Source organism: Atlantibacter sp. MEI4A-1023, from assembly GCF_056155425.1.
Window position 1 is genome coordinate 1,170,728 of record NZ_CM149568.1, and the last position, 25,282, is coordinate 1,196,009.

The following is a 25,282-nucleotide window of genomic DNA, read 5'->3' on the forward strand; positions in this document are numbered from 1 at the left end:
ATTAAGTTGCAGTGGCTAAACACGACCGGCTATCAGGGTGTGTTGTAGCAGGCTTATAAAAACCAGAAAAATATTTGCGAAGCAGATCGTTAGCCTACGATTAAAGGGTGAAAAAAAGGTGTGCTTGCGTTACTCTGCTGGCGGATTAGCAAGCTTGAATTTTCAGCGCTAGCCTTAAAGAGGCGGACCCCCTATGAATCAAAATCAACGGTCCGGGAAAAGCTGACAGAAAACAAAGGCGTAACGGAACTTTACCGGTTAATGAGAATCCAATCTCCTGCTTGCTCACGACGTGCAGCGTTTAGGTGGTTCTGATTACGCGAGGATATTAGGTTTGGGGAGATATTACCTCGGATGAGCGAGCAGTTAACGGATCAGGTCCTTGTTGAGCGGGTCCAGAAGGGAGATCAGAAATCGTTTAACTTACTGGTAGTCCGCTACCAGCATAAAGTGGCGAGCCTGGTTTCTCGCTATGTGCCATCGGGGGATGTGCCTGATGTAGTGCAGGAATCCTTTATTAAAGCTTACCGCGCCTTGGATTCCTTTCGCGGCGATAGCGCGTTTTATACCTGGCTGTATCGTATCGCCGTCAATACAGCAAAAAATTACCTGGTTGCTCAGGGGCGTCGTCCGCCGTCCAGTGATGTCGATGCGATTGACGCAGAAAATTTCGAAAGTGCGGGTGCACTGAAAGAAATTTCGAACCCCGAGAACTTAATGTTGTCTGAAGAACTGAAACAAATAGTTTTCCGTACCATAGAGTCACTCCCGGAAGATTTACGCATGGCAATTACGTTGCGGGAGCTGGATGGCCTGAGCTATGAAGAGATAGCCGCTATCATGGATTGCCCGGTCGGTACGGTACGTTCGCGTATTTTTCGTGCGCGGGAAGCTATTGATAATAAAGTTCAACCGCTTATCCGGCGTTGACGATAGCGGGATACTGGAAAAGGTATTAGGCATGCAGAAAGAAAAACTTTCCGCTTTAATGGATGGTGAGTCTCTGGATAGTGAAGTGCTGAGCGCCTTGTCTAACGACAAAGAGCTTCAGCAGTCATGGGAGAGCTATCACCTCATTCGCGACACTCTACGGGGTGACACGGGTGATGTGATTCACTTCGATATCTCCGCCCGCGTGATGGCGGCAATCGAAAACGAGCCTGTACATCGGACCGCACCGCTCATTCCAGAGTCACAACCAGCTCCACAGCAGTGGCAGGCTATGCCGTTCTGGAAAAAACTGCGCCCCTGGGCCAGCCAGATTACGCAAATTGGCGTTGCTGCCTGTGTTTCCCTGGCCGTTATCGTCGGCGTTCAGCAATACAACGCCCCGAGCGAAGCCACTGGGCAACCTGAAACACCTGTGTTCAACACCCTTCCCATGATGGGGCAGGCCAGCCCGGTGAGTCTGGGCGTGCCTTCTGACGCTACCGGTGGTACAGGCCAGCAACAGGTTCAGGAGCAGCGTCGCCGTATTAACGCTATGCTTCAGGACTATGAACTACAGCGTCGCCTGCATGCAGAGCAGCTTCAGTTTGAACAGGCCCAGACACAGCAAGCCGCTGTTCAGGTGCCAGGAACCCAAACGTTAGGAACGCAACCGCAGTAATGAAGCAACTTTGGTGTGCTATGTCATTAGTGGCTGGCAGCCTGTTATTTTCTGCAAACGCCTCGGCAGATCCTTCAACCGAGGCGTTGTTGCAGCAAATGAACCAGGCCAGTCAGTCGCTTAACTACGAATTGGCTTTTATCAGTATCAATAAGCAGGGTGTTGAATCACTGCGTTATCGGCATGCCCGCCTGGATAACAAGCCAATGGCTCAGCTTCTGCAGATGGATGGCCCACGCCGTGAGGTTGTGCAGCGTGGCAATGAAGTGAGCTACTTTGAACCAGGCCTTGAGCCTTTCACGCTGAATGGCGATTATATCGTCGATTCCTTACCTTCTCTGGTCTACACCGATTTTAAACGTCTGGCCGCGTACTACGATTTTATCGCCGTAGGCAGAACGCGAATTGCCGATCGCCTGTGCGACGTGATTCGGGTAGTGGCGCGGGACGGAACACGTTACAGCTACATTGTCTGGCTGGATTCGCAAACTAAGTTGCCCATGCGCGTTGATTTACTGGACCGCGATGGCGAAACGCTTGAACAGTTCCGGGTGGTGTCGTTTACCGTTAACGATACGCCGGGCACCGTGATGCAAAATCTGGCAAAAGCGACGCTGCCGCCGCTGCTTTCCGTTCCAGGTACCGAAAAAGTCAACTTTAACTGGGCACCGACCTGGCTACCGCAAGGGTTTAACGAAGTTTCCGGCAGCCGCCGTCCGCTTCCGGGCGTTGACGTGCCAGTCGAGTCTCGTCTTTATACCGACGGCTTATTCACTTTCTCGGTGAATGTGAACCGCGCCAGCGCGACCAGTTCCAGCCAGATGCTGCGTACCGGCCGCCGTACGGTGAGTTCCGATGTGCGTAATAATGCAGAAATCACCATCGTGGGCGAATTGCCCCCGCAAACCGCTAAACGTATCGCAGACAGCGTAAAATTCAGGGCTTCTCCGCAATGATGAAAGAGTGGGCCACGGTAGTTTCGTGGCAAAATGGCGAAGCGGTCGTCAGCTGTGATGTTAAATCCTCGTGCAGCAGCTGTGCGTCCCGGGCTGGTTGTGGCAGCCGCATCCTGAACAAACTCGGCCCGCAGAGCAGCCATTCAATTATTGTTCCCTGCGATCAGCCTCTGGTCGCAGGCCAAAAAGTGGAACTGGGTATTGCCGAAGGCAGCCTGCTGGGCTCTGCGCTGCTGGTGTATATGTCGCCGCTGGTTGGATTATTTATCGTGGCGGGGCTTTTCCAGATGCTGTTTAACACCGATTTGGCCGCGATGGCTGGTGCGGTATTAGGCGGTGTGGGCGGTTTCCTGCTGGCAAAAGGGCTGTCTCCAGCATTGAGCCAGCGTGAAAGCTGGCAGCCGGTTATTTTAAGCATTGGGTTGCCGCCAGACGCACTGCGCGTTGAAAAAACTTCTTCAGCTGACAATGCCTGACAAGCATTGTCAGACTTAAATTTAATTTAATCTCTCCTTTGAATGTTACCCAAAACTAAATTTCTTCTTCCTTCCCACAAACTACAATGCTCATTGTCTTATATCATTAATCTAATAACCTGACGCAATAAGGTTTGGTTCTGGATTATATTGATATCATCCGGGCTGACTGTTTTTAAGTCGTCAGGTTTTATGCTGGATGTTTGTTATAGCGCTTTGCAAAATAGTTTCTTAACGATCCTTATCGCTAATAAAAGCAAGACAGCGCAAGGGTGGCACCTGCACTGACGGGCATTCCTCAGAAATAAACTTCTACTACCAAAACAAGTAGGGAGCCCCTATGGCCCTTGGGATTTTTATTGCTGTCATATTAGCGTCATATAACGCTTTTAAGTAATAAAAGGCGATTGCGAATGAGAGTAATAACAAGCCATTAATTTGACTTAGGTGCGTATTTCGCAAAGATGGGTATCGAATATTATTATCAGGATGTAAATTTAAAAGAATTATTTGGTTAATGGATGCTCTTTTTTAATTATCCCTATTTACAGCTTAATAAATTCCGTTGAGAATTCGCGAGACCGCTCGGACGCACACGTTTTATTAAAACCAATAATAATCTATTCGAAAAACTTATCGCACCCAGCCAGGGGATATATGAGTGAATTTCTATTGTTAAATGAGGACGGGCTATGAGAATAAACAACCCTGTCACTCAACATGAATATCAGCTTCCCGATGATGCGACATTAATGTCCACCACCGATACCCAGAGTTACATCACCTACGCCAACTCTGCTTTTATCGAGTCCAGCGGCTTTAGTGAAGCAGATTTAATGGGGCAGCCTCACAACCATATTCGCCATCCGGATATGCCCCCGGCGGCCTTTGCTGATCTGTGGTTTACCCTTAAGCAAGGCGAGAGCTGGACCGGGCTGGTAAAAAACCGCCGTAAAAATGGCGACCACTACTGGGTACGCGCCAACGTGACGCCTGTTTATCGCCATGACGAGCTTACCGGTTATATCTCAGTGCGTAATGTGCCGACGCGTGAAGAGGTGCAGGCTGCGGAGCAGCTTTACCAGGCCGTCAACGAGAAGCGAGCCGGGAGTCTGCGCTTTTTTAAAGGGCTGGTGGTGCGTGGCAAATGGCTTAGCCCGCTCTCGCTACTGCAAAAAATCTCCGTGGCCTGGCGGCTGGCGTTGCCGTTACTGGCTTTCACGTTGATGACTCTTTTACTGCCCTTCACAGGGCTACACTACGGATTGCAGGCCTTGATTACCGTTGTGGCGGCAGTCGCGGCGGGTGGGTTTATGCATGCCCAGGTGGCGCGCCCGCTGAAAATCATCGTCAGCCAGATGCAAAAAATCGTATCGGGCCGCAAAGCCGGACATATACATTTCAATCGCGTGGATGAAATCGGCAAGATGATGCGCCTGGTTAACCAGGCGGGACTGAACCTCCATTCGCTGGTCAATGACGTCAGCGTACAGGCTGGTGGAATCAGTGAAATCAGCCAGCAGCTCGAGGTGAATAGTACCGCGCTGAATGAACGCACTGACGAAACCTCTGCCCAGTTGCAACAAACTGCCGCGGCGATAGAAGAAATCACCAGCGCGGTGCAGCAAACCGCGGCGACGTCGGAAATGACGATTTCGATGGCGGAAAAAACCAGTATTGTCGCGCAGGAAGGCGCGTCGGTAATGGAAGAGACTATCGACGTGATGAAGTCGATTTCTAAAATCAGCGACCAAATCGTCGATATTATTGGCGTGATTGACAGTATCGCTTTCCAGACCAATATTCTCGCCCTCAATGCCGCGGTTGAAGCGGCGCGCGCGGGCGCGTCGGGTCGAGGTTTTGCGGTCGTAGCCGCGGAAGTACGCAATCTGGCGCAGCATTCCGCCTCATCGGCCAAAGAGATCAAAACGCTGATTGAGCGTAACGTGCAAAGCGTGCGTTCTGGCGTGGAAATGGTCGAACTGGCTGAGAAACACATCAGCGAGATGGCAGGCGAGATCCGCCAGATGTCGCAACTGATCAAAGAGGTCGGCCACGCCACCGGTGAACAAACCATGGCGCTGGGGCTGATTAATGAATCGGTCTCGCAAATTGAAACCATGTCGAAAAATAACGCCGAAATGGTGCATCACTCTGCGCAAATCGCCAGCGATCTGAACCGGCGCGGCAACCGCCTGACCAGCGCCATCAACGTTTTTGGCGGTTAATGTCCCTTTCTTTACGCGGCTAATGGACTAGCCGCGGCGCACTAAACGCCCTGTCTGAAGGTGGCTTTTTGCCAACCTGAACCCGCTTACGTTTTAACGGCAAATCATCCTATGCTGACGATTTGGCCGCTACAGTGTAATATGCACGCCAATGTACGGATTGGCCGCTGCCACAACGTGTTAGCCGTTATATCCATAAACTGACAATCGCTCTGCGTTAGGGTTAAAAAATCCTCATTTATGAAGAACATAAGAAACTTCTCTATCATTGCTCACATCGACCACGGTAAGTCGACGCTTTCTGACCGCATCATTCAGATTTGCGGTGGCCTTTCTGATCGTGAAATGGAAGCCCAGGTGCTTGATTCCATGGACCTGGAACGTGAACGCGGGATCACCATCAAAGCGCAAAGCGTTACTCTCGATTTTAAATCTTCTGATGGTGAAACCTATCAGCTGAACTTTATCGATACGCCGGGCCACGTCGACTTCTCGTATGAAGTTTCTCGTTCGCTGGCCGCCTGTGAAGGCGCGCTGCTGGTGGTGGATGCCGGGCAGGGCGTAGAAGCTCAGACCCTGGCAAACTGCTACACCGCCATGGAAATGGATCTTGAAGTGGTGCCGGTCCTCAACAAAATCGATCTGCCCGCAGCCGATCCGGAACGTGTTGCCGAAGAGATTGAAGACATCGTGGGCATTGACGCCACCGATGCCGTGCGTTGCTCGGCGAAAACCGGCGTGGGCGTGCAAGACGTGCTTGAGCGCCTGGTGCGTGAAATCCCCGCGCCGCAGGGCGATCCGGATGCGCCGTTGCAGGCATTGATCATCGACTCCTGGTTCGATAACTACCTGGGCGTGGTCTCTCTGGTGCGTATTAAAAACGGCACCATGCGCAAAGGCGACAAAATCAAAGTGATGAGTACCGGGCAGGTGTACAACGCCGATCGTCTGGGTATCTTCACGCCGAAACAGGTTGACCGTACCGAACTGAAATGCGGGGAAGTAGGCTGGCTGGTTTGCGCCATTAAAGACATCCTCGGCGCGCCGGTGGGCGATACCCTGACTCAGGCGCGTAACCCGGCGGATAAAGCGCTGCCTGGCTTTAAAAAGGTCAAGCCGCAGGTTTATGCCGGTCTGTTCCCGGTCAGCTCCGACGATTATGAAAACTTCCGTGACGCGCTGGGCAAGCTGAGCCTCAATGACGCTTCCCTGTTTTACGAACCGGAAAGCTCAACCGCGCTGGGCTTCGGCTTCCGCTGCGGCTTCCTGGGCCTGCTCCACATGGAGATCATCCAGGAGCGCCTGGAGCGTGAATACGATCTCGATCTGATCACCACAGCGCCAACGGTAGTCTATGAAGTCCAGACCACCAGCAAAGAAGTGATCTATGTCGACAGCCCTTCCAAGCTGCCGCCGCTGAACAATATCGACGAACTGCGTGAGCCAATCGCCGAATGTCATATGCTGCTGCCTCAGGAATATCTGGGCAACGTGATTACGCTGTGCGTTGAGAAACGCGGCGTACAGACCAACATGGTCTACCACGGCAACCAAGTGGCGCTGACCTACGAAATCCCGATGGCGGAAGTGGTACTGGATTTCTTCGACCGTCTGAAATCCACCTCTCGCGGCTATGCATCGCTGGATTACAACTTCAAACGCTTCCAGGCTTCCAACATGGTGCGTGTGGATGTACTGATCAATGGCGAGCGCGTCGACGCGCTGGCGCTGATCACCCACAACGACAACGCCCCGTATCGTGGCCGCGAACTGGTTGAGAAGATGAAGGAACTGATCCCGCGCCAGCAGTTTGATATCGCGATTCAGGCGGCTATCGGCAACCATATTATCGCCCGTTCCACCGTGAAACAGTTGCGTAAAAACGTACTGGCAAAATGCTACGGCGGCGACGTGAGCCGTAAGAAAAAGCTGCTGCAAAAACAGAAAGAAGGTAAGAAACGCATGAAGCAGGTCGGCAACGTCGAACTGCCGCAGGAAGCGTTCCTCGCCATTCTGCATGTCGGTAAAGACGGCAAATAATCTAAGGAGTTGGCATGGCGAACATGTTTGCCCTGATCCTTGTTATCGCGACAGGCGTGACGGGTATCTTGTGGTGTCTGGATAAATTTATCTTTGCCCCGAAGCGTCGCGAGCGTCAGGCTGCGGCGCAGGCGGCAACGGGTGATGCGCTGGACAGCAAAACCCTGAAGAAAGTCGGCCCCAAACCGGGCTGGCTGGAAACAGGCGCATCGGTCTTTCCGGTGCTGGCGATTGTGCTGGTGGTGCGTTCATTCATCTATGAACCTTTCCAGATCCCCTCCGGTTCGATGATGCCAACGCTGCTGATTGGCGATTTTATCCTGGTGGAGAAATACGCTTACGGCCTGAAAGATCCGATCTATCAGAAAACGTTGATTGAGACCGGGCATCCGAAGCGCGGCGACATCGCGGTGTTTAAATACCCGGAAGATCCGCGCCTGGATTACATCAAGCGCGTCGTCGGTTTACCGGGTGACCGTGTGAGCTACGATCCGGTTGCCAAAGAAGTCACTATTCAGCCGAATTGCAGCTCCGGCCAGGCCTGCGGCAATGCCTTGCCGGTGACCTATTCCGCGGTTGAGCCGAGCGATTTCGTGCAGACGTTTTCGCGCCGCAACGCAGGAGAGGCATCCAGCGGGTTCTTCCAGGTGCCGAAAAACGAAACCAAAGATAACGGTATTCGCCTTACCGAGCGCAAAGAGAGCCTTGGCGACGTGACCCACCGTATTCTGACGGTGCAGATTGCTCAGGATCAGCTTGGCATGTATTACCAGCAGGCTGGCCAGCCGCTGGCGACCTGGATCGTACCGCCCGGGCATTACTTTATGATGGGCGATAACCGGGATAACAGCGCCGATAGCCGTTACTGGGGCTTCGTGCCGGAAGCCAATCTGGTCGGCAGAGCGACTGCTATCTGGATGAGCTTTGAAAAACAAGAAGGCGAATGGCCAACCGGCGTGCGTCTGAATCGTATCGGCGGTATTCACTAAATCGTATTTATGGCCGGTTAGCGCTTCGTTAATCGGCCTTTTTACCCTTCCCGGTAATGACAAATATTCATTCCAGCCATAAATAACCCTGTTATCTACGTCCCCTTAAATTATTTAAGTCATAAATCAGGAATCACTAACGACATCCCCTGGCGTTGCGTATAGAATATTCCCCCGAAGATTTCAGGTTAGCCTTTGTACTAAAGGCTACGGCACACGAAACAGCTTTGGTTTTTTCAGCTCTGTTCCGTGTGCTGCATAGTTGACGCATTTATTAATTGGTATCGCATGAATCCCATCGTAATTAACAGGCTGCAGCGTAAGCTGGGCTACACTTTTCTTCATCAGGAGTTATTGCAGCAGGCGTTAACCCATCGGAGTGCCAGCAGTAAGCACAACGAGCGTCTCGAATTTCTGGGTGACTCCATTTTAAGCTTTGTTATTGCTAACGCGCTTTATCATCGTTTTCCGCGTGTAGACGAGGGCGATATGAGCCGTATGCGCGCCACGCTGGTGCGCGGCAATACCCTTGCGGAAATCGCACGCGAATTTGAATTAGGCGAGTGCCTGCGCTTAGGGCCAGGAGAGTTGAAAAGCGGCGGTTTTCGTCGTGAATCGATTCTGGCCGATACCGTTGAAGCGTTGATCGGCGGCGTGTTTCTCGACAGCGATATCCAGACGGTTGAGCGGCTGATCCTCTCCTGGTACCAGACCCGGCTGGATGAAATCAGCCCGGGCGATAAACAAAAAGATCCGAAAACCCGTTTGCAGGAATATTTGCAGGGACGTCATTTACCGCTGCCTTCGTATCTGGTGGTGCAGGTGCGCGGTGAAGCACACGATCAGGAATTTACTATCCACTGCCAGGTCAGCGGCCTGAGTGAACCGGTGGTTGGCACAGGTTCCAGCCGTCGTAAGGCGGAGCAGGCTGCCGCCGAACAGGCGTTGAAAAAACTGGAGCTGGAATGAGCGACGAAAAAAGTTATTGCGGATTTATCGCCATTGTTGGGCGTCCCAACGTGGGCAAATCGACCCTGCTGAATAATCTGCTGGGCCAGAAGATTTCTATCACCTCACGCAAGGCGCAAACCACGCGCCACCGTATTGTGGGCATCCATACCGAAGGGGCATACCAGGCGATTTATGTCGATACCCCTGGCCTGCATATGGAAGAAAAGCGCGCCATCAACCGTTTGATGAACAAAGCGGCAAGCAGTTCTATTGGCGACGTTGAGCTGATTATTTTCGTGGTGGAAGGCACTCGCTGGACGCCGGACGATGAGATGGTGCTCAACAAACTGCGCGACGGTAAAGCGCCGGTGATCCTGGCCGTGAACAAAGTGGATAACGTGCAGGAAAAAGCCGATCTGCTGCCGCACCTGCAGTTCCTGGCAAGCCAGATGAATTTCCTCGATATCGTGCCGATTTCTGCGGAAACCGGTCTGAATGTGGACACCATTGCCGGGATCGTGCGCAAGCATTTGCCGGAAGCGGTTCATCACTTCCCGGAAGATTACATCACTGACCGTTCCCAGCGCTTTATGGCGTCGGAGATCATTCGTGAAAAACTGATGCGTTTCCTGGGCGCGGAGTTGCCGTACTCGGTGACGGTAGAAATCGAACGTTTCCAGACCAACGAGCGTGGCGGTTATGACATCAACGGCCTGATCCTGGTTGAGCGCGAAGGGCAGAAGAAGATGGTGATTGGCAACAAAGGGGCCAAAATCAAAACCATCGGTATCGAAGCCCGTAAGGACATGGAAGAGATGTTTGAAGCCAAAGTTCACCTCGAACTGTGGGTGAAGGTGAAATCCGGCTGGGCGGATGACGAGCGCGCGCTGCGTAGCCTCGGTTATGTCGACGATCTCTGAGTAACACGCTAATGGAAGGCTGGCAACGCGCCTTTGTGCTGCACAGTCGCCCCTGGAGCGAAACCAGCCTGCTGCTTGACGTGTTTAGCGAAGAGTCGGGCCGGGTTCGCCTGGTCGCCAAAGGTGCCCGTTCACGGCGCTCTAATCTTAAAGGCACCCTCCAGCCTTTTACGCCATTGTTAATCCGTTTCGGTGGTCGCGGTGAGGTGAAAACTTTACGCAGCGCTGAAGCGGTTTCACTGGCGCTTCCCCTTTCCGGTATCGCGCTGTACAGCGGGTTGTATGTCAATGAGCTGCTGAGCCGCGTGCTGGAACAGGAGACCCGCTTCTCAGAACTTTTCTTCGATTATCTGCACTGCATCCAGGCCCTGGCGGGTGCTAACGCCTCGCCGGAACCGGCCTTGCGCCGTTTTGAACTGGCGCTGCTGGGGCATCTTGGGTACGGCGTAGATTATCTGCACTGCGCCGGAAGCGGCGAGCCGGTCAGCCCGGATATGACTTACCGTTACCGTGAAGAAAAGGGGTTTATCGCCAGCCTGGTGGTGGATAACCTCTCTTTTACCGGCCATGAACTGCAGGCGCTGGCCAGCCGGGAATTTCCTGATGCCGCCACGCTGCGTGCGGCTAAACGCTTTACCCGCATTGCCCTCAAACCCTATCTTGGCGGCAAACCGCTAAAGAGCCGGGAGCTATTCCGCCAGTTCGTGCCTAAAAAACCGACCTCCTCCTCATCTTCCGACGCCTAATCACCACTACCCGTAGCCACACTTTCCTTCCCGGGTGTAAACTGCCGCCACTTTGTGCTGATTATCGAGGATTGTCATGGCTGAATTACTGTTAGGCGTCAATATCGACCATATCGCTACGCTGCGTAATGCGCGCGGTACGGCTTACCCCGATCCGGTTCAGGCTGCATTTATCGCCGAGCAAGCGGGCGCGGATGGCATTACGGTTCACCTGCGCGAGGATCGCCGTCATATTACCGACCGCGATGTGCGCGTGCTGCGTCAAACCCTCGATACTCGTATGAATCTGGAAATGGCGGTGACGGAAGAGATGCTGGCGATCGCCTGCGAAACCAAACCGCATTTCTGCTGCCTGGTGCCGGAAAAACGTCAGGAAGTGACCACCGAAGGCGGGCTGGACGTCGCCGGGCAGCGTGAAAAAATGCGCGACGCCTGCAAGCGTCTGGCAGAGGCGAATATCCTGGTGTCGCTGTTTATCGATGCGGATATTGAGCAAATCGACGCGGCTGTGGATGTCGGCGCGCCATATATCGAAATTCACACCGGCTGTTACGCCGATGCCAAAGACGAAACCACTCAGGCGAAAGAGCTGGCGCGTATCGCCAAAGCGGCGACCTATGCGGCAAGTAAAGGCCTGAAAGTGAATGCCGGTCATGGCCTGACCTACCATAACGTCCAGCCGATTGCCGCGCTGCCTGAAATGCATGAACTCAATATCGGCCATGCGATTATTGGCCGGGCGGTGATGAGCGGCCTGAAAGAAGCGGTATCAGAAATGAAACGCTTAATGCTGGAAGCGCGCCGCTAATGGCGATTTTAGGCCTCGGCACCGATATCGTGGAAATCGCCCGCATTGAAGCGGTGATTTCCCGCTCGGGCGATCGGCTGGCGAAGCGCGTATTAAGCGTCAATGAATGGGCACAATATCAGGCCCATCAACAGCCGGTGCGCTTTTTAGCCAAGCGCTATGCGGTAAAAGAGGCAGCGGCAAAAGCGTTCGGTACGGGGATCCGTAACGGGCTGGCGTTTAACCAGTTTGAAGTGTTTAACGATGAGCTGGGTAAACCGGGTCTACGCCTGTGGGATGAAGCGCTACAGCTGGCGCAGCGCATGGGTGTTGCCTCGGTGCATGTGACCCTGTCTGATGAACGTCACTACGCCTGCGCGACGGTCATCATTGAAAGCTAAATTTTGTCGGCGTGGTGAAGAACAACAAATTTGTCCCACAGTTGTTCTTCACTCTCCGGATAGGCCGGATCTTTCAGGATAGTATTGGGGATCGGGCAGACTTTCTGGCAGGTGGGGGTATCGTAATGTCCCACGCATTCGGTACAGCGATCGGTATTGATCTGATAAATACTCTCACCCATTGAGATGGCTTCGTTCGGGCATTCCGGCTCGCACATGTCACAGTTAATGCATTTTTTGGTGATTAAAAGAGCCATTTAATTCTTTACCGCTATATCTGATTCAGGCATGGGGTAGCGTGCAGAGTACGCCGTTGCTCATCAGTGTGAGCTACAAAGAAAATACATCTTAGCAACAATATTATCTTGCTGCGGAAATGATGAATTATGAACGACGGTACTTTATCACACTCGCGGGATTCGCCCAATATGCCGCCACCTGATTGTGGTAGCTAAACGTGACGGATTGCGTTGAGGGTAGTGAAAAAAATGCGCCACAGACAGGGCGCATCAGGGAAAATTATTTGGTCTCACCATATAAAATATTGGCTTCTTCATGAGGCCATTTTTGCAGAAGCCCACAGGCATAAACTTTTGGACCGAGCGCCAGGGTATAGCTGGGTTCTTTTTTATCATTTATGGCGCGACCCCAAACAATCTCGATTTCCGGTTTTTCTTCTTCAATAAAATTCTTCGACAGGTTATCAAAACGCACCGGGACAAATTTTGAATATTTCATATCACCCGCGTTTTGTTCCAAAGATTTAAATAAATCCCGGTGTTGGGTTTTATTATTCACCAGACCAATAATTAAGGAGTTATCATTGAGAGTTCTTATCTGTACATCAATACCTTTTCCGCAAATCTGGTGGCCTTCCGCTTTGCCATCACCCAGCATGGGGACCTCAACAGCATAAGCAAAGCCAGATAAGGAAAATAAAATCAGTAATAACAACGGATTGAGTTTCATGTAGCGCATTCCTTATGTGCAGCCCAGTCGGGCGGTCCTTAATAATATTGCCGTAAGCTTGCAGGATTATATTATTTTAACCCCGTCTCACAAGCTAATTTCCCGATTACTTTGCGCTGGGTAAGATCTATTTCATACGTTACTGAAAAAGGTTTTTCGCTATTTTTAAAATGACATTAAGAATACTTACCGTTTTGAACGGTTATTTGCAGCACGTGTTTTTCTCTGAGTGATATCTGCGTCAGGGCGCAGTGTGCCCTGATTAATTAAACCAGCTTTTTCACTAATGCTTCACTATGCCGTATGCGTTCCGGGGCCTTTTCTAGATCCTGTTGCACCAGCGCCATAAATAATAAGTCGGTAAGCATCATTTGCGCGCTGGTGGAGGAGATAGCCGCGCTACGCGTGGCCTGTTCTTCCGCGATGGTATACAGACAACGCGTTGCGCGTTGCTGTAGGGCATTGGGAGTAAAGCCGGTGATAGCGATAATCTTCGCGCCAGCGCGCAATGCTTCATCCGCTGCCAGGTTGATTTCCCGGCGTTCGCCGGAGTAGGAAATCGCCAGCATGACGTCTTTTTCATCGAGTGCCTGAACAGCCGCCAGCAGGGCGTGCATATCCTGTTCCGCAACCACATTCAGGCCGATCTTCATCAGCTTCCAGGAGAAGTTTTTTGCCACCAGTCCGGACGCACCGATCCCGGTTAATACAATACGCCGGGCATTACGCAGCAACTGAACGCATTCCACCAGCTTGTCTTCGCTGTTGATGTCCAGCGAAGCATGCATCGCCGCCATATTATCTTTAATCAGCTTTTCACCCACCAGCAGCAGGGGATCGTCGCCAAGAATTTCATTATGCACTGGAATTGAATGAGGGTTAGGGTTCCCGGCCAGCGCATCGCTGATGGCAAGTTTCAGGGCGGGGTAGCCCTTATATCCCAGTTTCTGAGCGAACTTCACCACGCTGGACTGGCTAACGCCTGACTCCTCCGCCAGCTGTTGCGAACTTAAATGCCTGGCCTTTTCAGGATGAGTCAGGATGAATTCGGCCAGACGGCGGTCGCTCTGCGCCAGATTGGGATAACGCTGACGAATACGTATCAAACAGTTCATGAAAGACTCCACAGGGTTCGCGCCGCTCAGATAAGGGCAAGGTCATTCACTCGCCTTAACGAATTATATATTCCATTATTACTTATTATTATGAATTAAATATTCTGAGGTGCAAACCGGATTATCGTGGTTTTGACGGCATAACCCGCCGGGAAAACGGGTAAGCAGGTCACCGGAAAAATCGGTCGCTATCTGTTAGGCTAATAAGAAGCCGTAATACGACAGCCCAGAGGAGCAAGGTTTGGCAAATAATGAGCGTCGGGTAGTGTTTTTCGATCTGGACGGCACCCTGCATCAGCAGGATATGTTTGGCACATTTTTACGCTTTTTATTGCGCCGCCAGCCGTTAAATTTGCTGATAGTCATCCCTTTACTGCCGGTTATCTTAATTGCCCTGGCGGTTAAAGGCCGCGCGGCGCGCTGGCCGATGAGTTTACTGCTTTGGGGATGCACCTTCGGACACAGCGAAGCCCGCCTGAAGCAGCTTGAGCAGGAGTTCGTCGCCTGGTTTCGCGGCCAGGTCATCACCTTCCCGGTGGTGCACGAGCGCCTTACCGCTTATCTGGAAAGCTCAGACGCCGACGTGTGGTTGATTACCGGTTCACCGCTGCCGCTGGTTGAACAGGTTTATTTTGATACACCCTGGCTGCCGAAAGTGAAAATCATCGCCAGCATGATCGACCGGCGTCACGGTGGCTGGGTACTGACTCTGCGCTGTCTTGGCCATGAAAAAGTGGCGCAACTTGAGCAACAAATTGGCACGCCGCTTCGCCTGTATAGCGGTTATAGTGATTCGCGCCAGGACAACCCCTTGCTCTATTTCTGCCAGCACCGCTGGCGCGTTACGCCGCGCGGTGAACTCCAGCAACTGGAATAATGCCCCTCAACGAGCGCCTTACGGATGCATGGCCACAGATTTTGGGTATAATGCGCCCGCTTTTTTTCGCCTGGAGTGCAGCGTGTCAGAGACTGAATTTTCCCATGAATACTGGATGCGTCATGCATTAACCCTGGCGCAGCGGGCATGGGATGAAGGGGAAGTGCCGGTCGGCGCGGTACTGGTGCAGGATAACCGCGTGATCGGTGAAGGATGGAACCGCCCCATTGGCCGCCACGATCCTACCGCCCATGCGGAAATTATGGCGCTACGCCAGGGCGGCATGGTGCTGCAAAACTACCGTCTGCTGAATACCACTCTTTATGTGACCCTTGAACCCTGCATCATGTGTGCGGGCGCGATGGTGCACAGCCGTATCGGCACTCTGGTATTCGGCGCGCGCGATGCCAAGACTGGCGCAGTAGGGTCGCTAATGAATATCCCGGCTCATCCACACATGAATCACCATATGCAGGTTATTGAGGGGGTACTTGCCCCAACGTGTTCGGCACTGTTAAGCGAGTTCTTTCGGGTAAGGCGGCTTGAGAAAAAGGCCCAAAAGGAAGCATTGCGAAAGGGTTAGCCGGCATATCCCCCGGCAGGGCGACGGGGTAAGCCTCGGCAAGTTGGCGTTGCTGTTCGGCTTGCTTTTCTTTCTCCATTAAATATCCCACCAGGCTGATTTGATATTTACGGATGTTTTCCACGTACGCATAGGCTTCGTGTCCACGGGCATAGCCGTAGGTGGTTTTCGAGTAATACGGCTTCTGGCTGAGCAGCGGCAGCCGTTGCTTCACATCGGCCCAGCTATCCGGGTTGCCTTTCTGTTTCGCCGTCAGGGCGCGGGCGTCCAGCATATGGGCATACCCCATATTGTAGGCCGCCAGCGCAAACCAGATGCGCTCCTCTTCAGGCACGCTTTCCGGCACTTTGCTCATCATATCTTTTAAATAACGAGCCCCACCGCTAATGCTTTGTTCCGGGTCGAGCCGATCGGATAAGCCCAGGCTTTGCGCCGTGTTACGGGTAAGCATCATCAGCCCACGCACGCCGGTAGGCGATGTGGCCTGCGGGTCCCAGTGGGATTCCTGGTAAGAGATGGCCGCCAGCAGTTTCCAGTCGATATCCGTGGCGTACTTTTCGAACAGCGGCTTCAGGTCCGGCAGAACGCTGTCCACCGCGCGTAAAAAGCTGCGGGTATCGACATAGTCAAAGTCATCGCCGTGACCGAGGTATTTTTCTTCCAGCCGCGCCAGGGTACCGTCTTCGGTGATCTGATTGAAAAAGTCGAGCAGGGCGGCGGACAGCGTATTATCCCCGTCGCGCAGGCTGAACCAGGTGACCGGCTGCTCATCGGTGATGTCCAGCGCCACCGCAATCTGCGGATGGACGCGCTGGAACAAATTAATTGCCACAGAATCGGCAACCGTGTAATCCAGCGTGCCGTCTGCGACCTGCCCTAACAGCATGTTGCTGTTACTGTGCTCATCCACACGCCAGTTCAGATCGGGATATTTACGCGCTTTGAGCGCCTGAAGATCGTTAGCCGCCACGTGTCCAGGCGCGATAGTCAGCTGCGCGTCGCTGATCGTGGCCAGGGTTTTAGGGCGGGTTTTACCGACGCGATACACCAGCTGTTGGGAAACCGAGTAATAAGTAGGGCCAGGCTGGTAGTTTTTGCTGCGCTCCTGGTTATAGACCAGGCCTGCCGCCAGGATATCCGCTTTACCGTTATCCAGATCGTCGAACAGCTTATTGATGGTGGGACGTACGGTGATTTGCAGCTTCACGCCCAGGTAATCGGCAAAGCTCTGGGCCAGTTCATAATCCAGACCCACCACTTTGTCGTTAACCCGGTTATAAATCAGCGGGCTGGACAGCGTGCTTACGCGCAATACTCCCCGAGCTTTGATCGCGGCGATACGATTCTCGGCTTTATCAAACCAGGGAATGGCGGGCCAAAGCGCCACAGCCAGTAGCAAGGTCACGATGCCGATAAACAGATAATTAATCTTTAATTTTTTCAAATAGTTAATTCTCTGTGCTGGAAAGGGGCTCAGCTAAATATCGTCATGAATATGCGGTTTTTATTGTTGAATGAGCGGCATTTTGCTTAATAAAACCGCATGAGGCAACTTATTCGCGCTTTCAATCACATTTATAGGCGCTATCGATTGACGATTTTATTTCTACGCAAACGGTTTCGTCGGCGTGCCGGATTCTTTATAATGACGCCCGTTTTCCCCATGCGCCCCTGTGAGCGCCGCTCACGCCCGAAGACGAGAGAGTTTTGATGATGGAAATTCTGCGTGGTTCGCCCGCTTTGTCGGCATTTCGTATTAACAAACTGCTGGCCCGCTTTAACGATGCTCACCTGCCGGTGAGTGACATTTACGCCGAGTATGTTCATTTTGCTGACATCACCGCTCCACTGACCACCGAAGAACACGCGCAACTCGAACGCCTGTTGAAATATGGCCCGAACCTCAGCAGCCATGCGCCATCAGGCCGATTGATTGTCGTTACGCCGCGTCCCGGCACCCTCTCCCCCTGGTCTTCCAAGGCCACCGATATCGCCCATAACTGCGGCCTGGCAAGCGTTAAGCGCCTTGAGCGCGGCGTGGCGTATTATGTCGAGGCCAGCACCCTGACCGAGGCCCAGTGGCAGCAGGTCGCCGCAGAGTTGCATGACCGAATGATGGAGACCGTGTTCGCCTCGCTGGAGCAGGCGGAGCAGTTGTTTGCCCATCATCAGCCTGCGCCGGTACAAAGTGTCGATCTGCAAGGGCAGGGACGCGCCGCGCTGGAAGAGGCCAATATTCGTCTCGGCCTGGCGCTGGCCGAAGATGAAATCGATTATTTGCAGGATGCGTTCACCACACTGGGGCGTAACCCGAACGACATCGAACTGTATATGTTCGCCCAGGCCAACTCTGAACATTGCCGCCATAAAATCTTCAATGCCGACTGGGTGATCGACGGCGAACAGCAGCCGAAGTCGCTGTTCAAAATGATCAAGAACACCTTTGAGAAAACCCCGGACCACGTGCTGTCTGCCTATAAAGACAACGCCGCGGTGATGGAAGGCTCTGAAGTCGGGCGCTTCTACGCGGACCACGAAGCCGGGCAATATGATTTCCACCAGGAAGCCGCGCATATCCTGATGAAGGTCGAAACCCATAACCACCCGACGGCGATCTCCCCGTGGCCGGGTGCCGCCACCGGTTCCGGCGGCGAAATTCGCGATGAAGGCGCCACTGGGCGCGGCGCGAAACCGAAAGCAGGGCTGGTGGGTTTCTCGGTCTCCAACCTGCGCATTCCGGGCTTTGAGCAGCCGTGGGAACAGGATTTCGGCAAGCCGGAGCGTATCGTCAGCGCGCTGGATATCATCACTCAAGGCCCGTTGGGCGGCGCGGCGTTTAACAATGAATTTGGTCGCCCGGCGCTGAACGGCTATTTCCGTACCTATGAAGAGCAGGTCAACAGCCACAACGGCGTTGAACTGCGCGGCTACCACAAGCCGATTATGCTGGCGGGCGGGATTGGCAACATCCGTGCCGACCACGTGAAAAAGGGCGAAATCCCACCGGGCGCGAAGCTGATCGTGCTGGGCGGCCCGGCGATGAATATCGGGCTGGGCGGCGGCGCGGCATCGTCAATGGCGTCCGGCCAGTCGGATGCTGACCTGGATTTCGCTTCGGTACAGCGCGACAACCCGGAAATGGAACGCCGCTGCCAGGAAGTGATCGACCGCTGCTGGCAGTTGGGCGACGCTAACCCGATTCTGTTTATTCATGACGTTGGCGCGGGCGGCTTGTCTAACGCCATGCCGGAACTGGTAAGCGATGGCGGTCGCGGCGGGCGTTTCGAGCTGCGCGACATTTTGAACGACGAGCCGGGCATGAGCCCGCTGGAAGTGTGGTGTAACGAATCTCAGGAACGTTATGTGCTGGCGGTTGCGCCGGAACAGTTGGCGCTGTTTGACGAGCTGTGCCGCCGTGAGCGCGCGCCGTATGCGGTGATTGGCGAAGCGACTGAACAACAGCACCTGACGCTTAACGACAGCCACTTCGATAATCAACCCATCGATATGCCGCTGGACGTGCTGCTGGGCAAAACCCCGAAAATGACCCGCAACGTTGAGCGTTTGCAGGCGGTGGGCGAGGCGCTGGACTGTAGCGCTATCTCCATTGCCGACGCGGTTAACCGCGTACTGCATCTGCCGACGGTGGCGGAAAAAACCTTTCTGGTCACCATTGGCGACCGTACCGTCACCGGCATGGTGGCGCGCGATCAGATGGTCGGTCCGTGGCAGATCCCGGTTGCTAACTGCGCGGTCACCACTGCCAGCCTCGACAGCTACTACGGCGAGGCCATGTCCCTGGGTGAACGCGCGCCGGTGGCACTGCTCGATTTCGCCGCGTCAGGCCGTCTGGCGGTAGGGGAAGCGCTGACTAACATCGCAGCGACCCAGATTGGCGATATCAAACGCATCAAGCTTTCGGCAAACTGGATGGCCGCTGCAGGCCACCCTGGTGAAGATGCGGGCCTGTACGATGCAGTGAAAGCCGTGGGCGAAGAGCTGTGCCCGCAACTGGGTCTGACCATTCCGGTGGGCAAAGACTCCATGTCGATGAAAACCCGCTGGCAGGAAGGTAATGAAACCCGTGAAATGACCTCGCCGCTGTCGCTGGTTATCACCGCGTTTGCCCGCGTAGAAGATGTACGCCATACCGTGACGCCGCAGCTTTCTACCGACGATAACGCCCTGCTGCTTATCGACCTGGGCGAAGGTCACAATGCGTTGGGCGCGACTGCACTGGCGCAGGTTTACCGTCAACTGGGCGATAAAACGGCAGACGTGCGCGACCCGGCGAAGCTGAAAAGCTTTTACGACGCCACCCAGGCGCTGGTCGCGCAGCGTAAACTGCTGGCTTACCACGACCGTTCCGACGGCGGCCTGCTGGTGACGCTGGCGGAAATGGCCTTTACTGGTCACTGCGGCGTTGAAGCGGATATCGCGACCCTGGGCAACGATCGCCTGGCGGCATTATTCAATGAAGAGCTGGGTGCGGTGATCCAGGTGGCGGCGTCAGATCGCGCAGCGGTTGAGCAGATCCTGAAAACGCATGGTTTGGGTGATTGCGTTCACTATCTGGGTAAAGCCGTAGCCGGAGATCGTTTTGTCCTGACTGCCGACGGCCATGTGGTGTTCAGCGAAAGCCGCTCCACGCTTCGTATGTGGTGGGCGGAAACCACCTGGCAGATGCAACGCCTGCGCGATAACCCGGCGTGCGCCGATCAGGAGCATGAAGCCAAAGCAAACGAAAGCGATCCGGGCCTGAACGTAAAACTGAGCTTTGATATCGCGGAAGATATCGCCGCGCCGTTTATCGCTACCGGGGCGCGTCCGAAGGTGGCGGTGCTGCGCGAGCAGGGCGTTAACTCCCATGTGGAGATGGCAGCAGCGTTTTATCGCGCGGGCTTTGACGCCATCGACGTGCATATGAGCGACTTGCTGGCGGGCCGCACCGGGCTGGAATCGTTCCAGGCGCTGGTGGCCTGCGGCGGTTTCTCCTACGGCGACGTGCTGGGTGCGGGCGAAGGTTGGGCGAAATCAATCCTGTTCAATAGCCGCGTGCGCGATGAGTTCGAGACTTTCTTCCACCGTCCGCAAACGCTGGCGCTGGGCGTGTGTAACGGCTGCCAGATGATGTCGAATCTGCGTGAAGTGATCCCGGGCAGTGACCTGTGGCCGCGCTTTGTGCGTAACCACTCCGATCGCTTCGAAGCGCGTTTCAGCCTGGTGGAAGTGACCTCCAGCCCGTCGCTGCTGCTGGACGGCATGGCCGGTTCCCGGATGCCGATTGCGGTTTCTCACGGCGAAGGCCGCGTGGAAGTGCGTGACGCTACCCATCTGGCCCATCTGGAAAGCAAAGGCCTGGTGGCGCTGCGCTACGTGGATAACTTTGGCAAGGTAACCGAAACCTATCCGGCTAACCCGAACGGCTCGCCGAACGGGATCACGGCGGTGACCAGCGAAAGTGGCCGCGTGACGCTGATGATGCCGCATCCGGAGCGTGTTTTCCGCACCGTCAGCAACTCCTGGCACCCGGAGAACTGGGGTGAGGATAGCCCCTGGATGCGTATCTTCCGTAATGCGCGTAAGCAGTTGGGCTAACAGGGCCCAGGAATGTCTGTCGCAATTTTGCGACAATGCGCAAAGTAAGGCGTCTCCAAAAGGAGACGCCTATTTGTTTGATTTTTATAATTAAATATTTCAAGGTCCGGTTGTGTTGCTTATTGGCGACATTTTTACCTTTCCTGAACCAACGGGATACAAAATTTTAAATATATATAAACTCTTATTTATCAGTTTATTATATATTTGTTGGCTTTATTGGCACAGTTGATGCATAATAATCGCCAGTGGCTCATTCACCTTCTTATGTCAGCCCCACGCGAGCGCTACATAAACTTCGAATGACGCACAAACAGGTGCCTGCCGTCCAACTATTGATAATAGCTTTGCTTTATCTGACCCCGGGCGACACGTTGAGTAAGGCACCGCCTATTTCACGACAAAGGCAGGGATTTTTTCCCTGCCTTTGTCGTTTCTGCGTTTCACCCTTTCCTGTGCCCCTGATGTCAGTTAGCATCCAGCTACAACTTTTCTGAAAGGGAATCCTGGTGAAACGCTGGTCCCTCTTTCCACGCTCGCTGCGCCAATTGGTCGTTATGGCCTTTTTACTGATCCTGCTGCCTTTGTTGGTACTGGCCTGGCAGGCCTGGCAGAGCCTGAACGACCTCAGCAAACAGGCGGCACGCACTAACCGCACAACCCTGATCGACGCCCGGCGCAGTGAAGCCATGACCAATGCCGCGCTGGAAATGGAGCGCAGCTATCGGCAGTATTGCGTGCTGGATGATGCCACCCTTGAAAAGGTGTATCAAACGCAGCGCCAGCGTTATGCGCAGATGCTTGAATCCCATGCCATCGTCCTGCCGGATAAAGCCCTTTATCAGCGGCTAAAGGACAATCTTGACGCGCTGGCGCAACTGCAATGTAAAGACAGCGGGCTCGCCGACGCGGCGGACGACCATCTGGACGCCTTCGCCAAAGCCAACAGTGAAATGGTGCAAACCACGCGCAGCGTGGTGTTTTCTCGTGGGCAGCAATTACAGCGGGATATCGCCTCCCGGGGGCAATTCTTTGGCTGGCAGGCGATGCTTCTTTTTCTGGTCAGCCTGGGCCTGGTCGTGCTTTTTACCCGGATGATTATCGGCCCGGTGAAGGGCATCGAACGGATGATTAACCGGCTGGGTGAGGGCGAATTGCTGGGCGATTCGGTGATGTTTAAAGGGCCACGCGAGCTGCGTTCAGTAGGGCAACGGGTGATCTGGTTAAGCGAACGCTTATCCTGGCTGGAATCTCAGCGCCACCAGTTCCTGCGGCACATATCCCATGAGTTGAAAACCCCCCTCGCCAGCCTGCGCGAAGGGACCGAACTGCTGGCCGATCGGGTGGTGGGGCCGCTCACGGCGGAGCAGGAAGAGGTGGTGTCCATCCTCGACAGCAGCAGCCGCAACTTACAGAAATTGATTGAGCAACTGCTGGATTACAACCGCAAACTGGCCGATGGCGTTATTGAGCTGGAAAAAGTTGAACTGGAACCGTTAATCGATATGGTTATCTCCGCCCACAGCCTGCCGGCCCGGGCAAAAATGATGCGTACCGATCTGGCACTGGAAGCCGCATCCTGCCAGGCTGAACCTATGTTGTTGATGAGCGTAATAGATAATCTCTATTCCAATGCGGTGCACTATGGGAGCGAATCCGGTAACATTTATATTCGCAGCCGACAGGTCGGTAACCGGGTGCGGATTGATGTGGCGAACAGCGGCACGCCAATTCCTGCTGCTGAACGCGACATGATTTTTGAGCCATTCTTTCAGGGAAGCCATCAACGAAAAGGGGCGGTTAAAGGCAGTGGCCTGGGGCTGAGCATCGCCCAGGATTGTATTCGACGGATGCATGGAGAACTCCATCTGGTGGACGATAACACCGCCGATGTTTGTTTCCGCATCGAATTGCCTGTCTGTGACCCGGAAAAATCGTCATCATGAATGTATTGTTTAGCAGGCTATGGCGGCGCGCAGCGTCGTCTTTTAAACCCGTTTTCGCGCTTGCGGGCGGTACGCTGGCCGCATTAATGCTTACCGGCTGCGCAGAAGACGCGATCCACAGCAAAATAGACCGACACCAGCCTAAATATCCTGAACAACAGGTGGCTGATTTTCTCTCAACCGATTGCCAGGACATCTGGCGGCTGTCGGGCCATGACAGCGACCATAACCCGCTTTACTGGCTACGTGGAATGGATTGCGCGGAACGGCTTGCGCCCGCCTACGCGCGGGCTGAAGCCCGCGCGTTGCAGGATGATACCTGGCAGGCGACCTTCAAACGCGGCATTCTGCTGTCCAGCGCGAAAATTACCCCCGGCGAACGCCGCCGCTATGTTAATCGCCTTGATGAGCTTGCCGCCGATATCCCTTCGCAAATTCGCCCGCTCTATCAGGTATGGCGCGATAATCAGGCTGCCCAGTTGCAGCTTGCTGAAGAGCGTAGCCGCTATGCCAAATTGCAGCAGACCAGCGACAGCGAGCTGGATATGTTGCGCGAACAGCAGCACCGTCTGCGCAGCCAACTTGCTCAGGTGAGCCAAAAACTTGAAAACCTGACCGACATTGAACGTCGGCTTTCCTCGCGCAAAATACCGGGCAGCGAATTGCCTGACGCAACGCATCCGGCAACGACGCCGGATGACAAGGAAACCCCCGCTGATACGCAGGAGGCAAAACCATGACGCAGCATAAACCGGCGCGCTTACTGCTGGTGGATGACGATCCCGGCTTGCTCAAACTGTTAGGCTTACGCCTGACCAGCGAGGGCTACAGCGTGGAAACCGCCGAAAGCGGGGCGGAAGGGCTAAAAGTACTGGCGCGCGAGCAGATTGATCTGGTGATCAGCGACCTGCGTATGGATGAGATGGACGGTATGGAACTGTTCAGCGAAATTCAGAAAGTGCAGCCCGGTTTGCCGGTGATCATTCTCACCGCGCACGGCTCCATCCCCGACGCGGTGGCGGCTACTCAGCAGGGCGTTTTCAGTTTTCTCACTAAACCCGTCGATAAAGACGCGCTGTATCAGGCCATCGACGACGCGCTGGCCCACAAGGGCGTCGGCGGCGATGACGAATGGCAAAACACTATCGTCACCCGCAGCCCGCTGATGCTGCGCCTGCTCGAACAGGCGCGGATGGTGGCGCAGTCCGACGTCAGCGTGCTGATCAACGGCCAGAGCGGCACCGGTAAAGAGGTGCTGGCGCAGGCCATCCACAACGCCAGCCCCCGGGCGAAAAAAGCCTTTATCGCCATTAACTGCGGCGCGCTGCCGGAACAGTTGCTGGAGTCAGAACTGTTCGGCCATGCGCGCGGTGCGTTTACCGGCGCGGTAAGCAGCCGGGAAGGGCTGTTTCAGGCAGCGGAAGGCGGCACGCTCTTTCTCGATGAAATCGGCGATATGCCGATCCCGCTACAGGTCAAACTGCTGCGCGTCTTGCAGGAGCGTAAAGTGCGCCCGCTCGGCAGCAACCGCGATATCGACATCGATGTGCGGATCATTTCCGCCACCCACCGGGATTTACCCAAAGCGATGGCGCGTGGCGAATTCCGCGAGGATCTGTTTTATCGCCTGAACGTCGTGAGCCTGAAAATCCCCGCACTTAACGAGCGTGCGGAAGATATCCCGCTGCTGGCGAACCATCTCCTGCGCCAGGCGGCGGATCGCCATAAGCCTTTTGTAAGGCGCTTTTCCACCGAAGCCATGAAATACCTGATGGGGGCAAGCTGGCCGGGCAACGTGCGCCAACTGGTCAACGTGATCGAGCAGTGCGTGGCGCTGACCTCCGCGCCGGTGATCAGCGAAGCGCTGGTCGGCCAGGCGCTGGAAGGGGAAAACTCGGTGCTGCCGACCTTTGTCGAGGCGCGTAACCAGTTTGAACTCAACTACCTGCGTAAGATTTTGCAGATCACTAAAGGCAATGTGACCCACGCCGCCCGTATGGCGGGGCGCAACCGCACCGAGTTCTATAAACTGCTGGCCCGCCACGAGCTCGATGCAAATGATTTTAAAGAGTAGTTTTGCTGCCAAACCGG

General features: G+C 54.3%; 22 protein-coding genes. 18 read left to right on the forward strand and 4 right to left on the reverse strand.

Going from position 1 to position 25,282, the window contains the following annotated elements:
• The first annotated feature begins 354 nt into the window (after nt 1-354).
• From rpoE to acpS, 12 genes are all read left to right on the forward strand, one after another.
• Nucleotides 355-930, forward strand: a complete 576-nt coding sequence (gene rpoE, locus ACVV26_RS05670; protein WP_002438107.1) for an RNA polymerase sigma factor RpoE — start codon at nt 355-357, stop codon at nt 928-930.
• Nucleotides 931-961: 31 nt separating this feature from the next.
• The gene (gene rseA, locus ACVV26_RS05675; RefSeq protein ID WP_203124292.1) at nt 962-1,609 is read left to right on the forward strand and encodes an anti-sigma-E factor RseA; all 648 of its coding nucleotides are present in this window, start codon (nt 962-964) and stop codon (nt 1,607-1,609) included.
• The gene (rseB, locus tag ACVV26_RS05680; RefSeq protein ID WP_474800360.1) at nt 1,609-2,565 is read left to right on the forward strand and encodes a sigma-E factor regulatory protein RseB; all 957 of its coding nucleotides are present in this window, start codon (nt 1,609-1,611) and stop codon (nt 2,563-2,565) included. The genes rseA and rseB overlap by 1 nt, the downstream gene beginning before the upstream one ends.
• Nucleotides 2,562-3,041, forward strand: coding sequence for a SoxR-reducing system protein RseC (gene rseC, locus ACVV26_RS05685; protein WP_474800361.1), 480 nt, complete (start codon nt 2,562-2,564; stop codon nt 3,039-3,041). Before rseB ends, rseC begins: the two co-directional genes overlap by 4 nt.
• A 692-nt stretch (nt 3,042-3,733) precedes the next feature.
• On the forward strand, nt 3,734-5,269 hold the full coding sequence (locus tag ACVV26_RS05690) for a methyl-accepting chemotaxis protein (protein ID WP_474800362.1): 1,536 nt from the start codon (nt 3,734-3,736) through the stop codon (nt 5,267-5,269).
• A gap of 240 nt (nt 5,270-5,509) precedes the next feature.
• Nucleotides 5,510-7,309, forward strand: a complete 1,800-nt coding sequence (gene lepA / locus ACVV26_RS05695) for a translation elongation factor 4 (RefSeq protein WP_125293964.1) — start codon at nt 5,510-5,512, stop codon at nt 7,307-7,309.
• A 14-nt stretch (nt 7,310-7,323) separates the two neighbouring features.
• Nucleotides 7,324-8,298 (forward strand): signal peptidase I, encoded by a 975-nt coding sequence (lepB, locus tag ACVV26_RS05700; RefSeq protein ID WP_474800363.1) that lies wholly within the window; start codon nt 7,324-7,326, stop codon nt 8,296-8,298.
• A gap of 288 nt (nt 8,299-8,586) precedes the next feature.
• A complete protein-coding gene (gene rnc, locus ACVV26_RS05705; protein WP_125293962.1) occupies nt 8,587-9,267 on the forward strand; it encodes a ribonuclease III in 681 nt (226 codons plus the stop codon).
• Complete coding sequence (era, locus tag ACVV26_RS05710) at nt 9,264-10,169, forward strand: GTPase Era (protein WP_312980328.1); 906 nt, start codon at nt 9,264-9,266, stop codon at nt 10,167-10,169. The genes rnc and era overlap by 4 nt, the downstream gene beginning before the upstream one ends.
• A gap of 11 nt (nt 10,170-10,180) precedes the next feature.
• Nucleotides 10,181-10,915, forward strand: coding sequence for a DNA repair protein RecO (gene recO / locus ACVV26_RS05715; protein ID WP_474800364.1), 735 nt, complete (start codon nt 10,181-10,183; stop codon nt 10,913-10,915).
• A gap of 76 nt (nt 10,916-10,991) precedes the next feature.
• Nucleotides 10,992-11,723 carry a pyridoxine 5'-phosphate synthase gene (gene pdxJ, locus ACVV26_RS05720; protein WP_474800365.1) on the forward strand — a complete coding sequence of 244 codons (732 nt, stop codon included), beginning with the start codon at nt 10,992-10,994 and terminating at the stop codon, nt 11,721-11,723.
• Complete coding sequence (gene acpS, locus ACVV26_RS05725) at nt 11,723-12,103, forward strand: holo-ACP synthase (protein WP_474800366.1); 381 nt, start codon at nt 11,723-11,725, stop codon at nt 12,101-12,103. Before pdxJ ends, acpS begins: the two co-directional genes overlap by 1 nt.
• Here the strand turns inward: acpS and ACVV26_RS05730 are convergent.
• The 3 genes from ACVV26_RS05730 to ACVV26_RS05740 form a co-directional block, all read right to left on the reverse strand.
• Nucleotides 12,100-12,360 (reverse strand): YfhL family 4Fe-4S dicluster ferredoxin, encoded by a 261-nt coding sequence (locus ACVV26_RS05730; RefSeq protein ID WP_312980317.1) that lies wholly within the window; start codon nt 12,358-12,360, stop codon nt 12,100-12,102. The two genes, acpS and ACVV26_RS05730, sit on opposite strands and share 4 nt — an antisense overlap.
• Nucleotides 12,361-12,622: 262 nt before the next feature.
• Nucleotides 12,623-13,072 (reverse strand): hypothetical protein, encoded by a 450-nt coding sequence (locus ACVV26_RS05735; RefSeq protein ID WP_474800367.1) that lies wholly within the window; start codon nt 13,070-13,072, stop codon nt 12,623-12,625.
• A gap of 266 nt (nt 13,073-13,338) precedes the next feature.
• On the reverse strand, nt 13,339-14,187 hold the full coding sequence (locus ACVV26_RS05740; protein WP_474800368.1) for a MurR/RpiR family transcriptional regulator: 849 nt from the start codon (nt 14,185-14,187) through the stop codon (nt 13,339-13,341).
• Between the two features lie 241 nt (nt 14,188-14,428).
• Between ACVV26_RS05740 and yfhb the strand changes: the two genes are divergently transcribed.
• A complete protein-coding gene (yfhb, locus tag ACVV26_RS05745; protein WP_220266338.1) occupies nt 14,429-15,064 on the forward strand; it encodes a phosphatidylglycerophosphatase C in 636 nt (211 codons plus the stop codon).
• Nucleotides 15,065-15,146: 82 nt separating this feature from the next.
• Nucleotides 15,147-15,647, forward strand: coding sequence for a tRNA adenosine(34) deaminase TadA (gene tadA / locus ACVV26_RS05750; protein ID WP_474800369.1), 501 nt, complete (start codon nt 15,147-15,149; stop codon nt 15,645-15,647).
• Here tadA and mltF read toward each other — a convergent pair.
• Nucleotides 15,541-17,091, reverse strand: a complete 1,551-nt coding sequence (mltF, locus tag ACVV26_RS05755) for a membrane-bound lytic murein transglycosylase MltF (RefSeq protein ID WP_474800371.1) — start codon at nt 17,089-17,091, stop codon at nt 15,541-15,543. The genes tadA and mltF overlap by 107 nt on opposite strands.
• Nucleotides 17,092-17,357: 266 nt before the next feature.
• Here mltF and purL point away from each other — a divergent pair, with 266 nt between their 5' ends.
• The 4 genes from purL to glrR all read left to right on the forward strand — a co-directional run bounded on the left by purL (nt 17,358) and on the right by glrR (nt 25,265).
• Nucleotides 17,358-21,245: a phosphoribosylformylglycinamidine synthase gene (purL, locus tag ACVV26_RS05760; protein ID WP_474800373.1), complete on the forward strand. Its 3,888-nt coding sequence runs from the start codon at nt 17,358-17,360 to the stop codon at nt 21,243-21,245.
• 509 nt (nt 21,246-21,754) lie between these two features.
• Complete coding sequence (locus ACVV26_RS05765; protein ID WP_312980297.1) at nt 21,755-23,191, forward strand: sensor histidine kinase; 1,437 nt, start codon at nt 21,755-21,757, stop codon at nt 23,189-23,191.
• The gene (qseG, locus tag ACVV26_RS05770; RefSeq protein WP_474800375.1) at nt 23,188-23,931 is read left to right on the forward strand and encodes a two-component system QseEF-associated lipoprotein QseG; all 744 of its coding nucleotides are present in this window, start codon (nt 23,188-23,190) and stop codon (nt 23,929-23,931) included. The genes ACVV26_RS05765 and qseG overlap by 4 nt, the downstream gene beginning before the upstream one ends.
• A complete protein-coding gene (gene glrR / locus ACVV26_RS05775; protein WP_474800376.1) occupies nt 23,928-25,265 on the forward strand; it encodes a two-component system response regulator GlrR in 1,338 nt (445 codons plus the stop codon). The genes qseG and glrR overlap by 4 nt, the downstream gene beginning before the upstream one ends.
• Nucleotides 25,266-25,282: the final 17 nt, after the last annotated feature.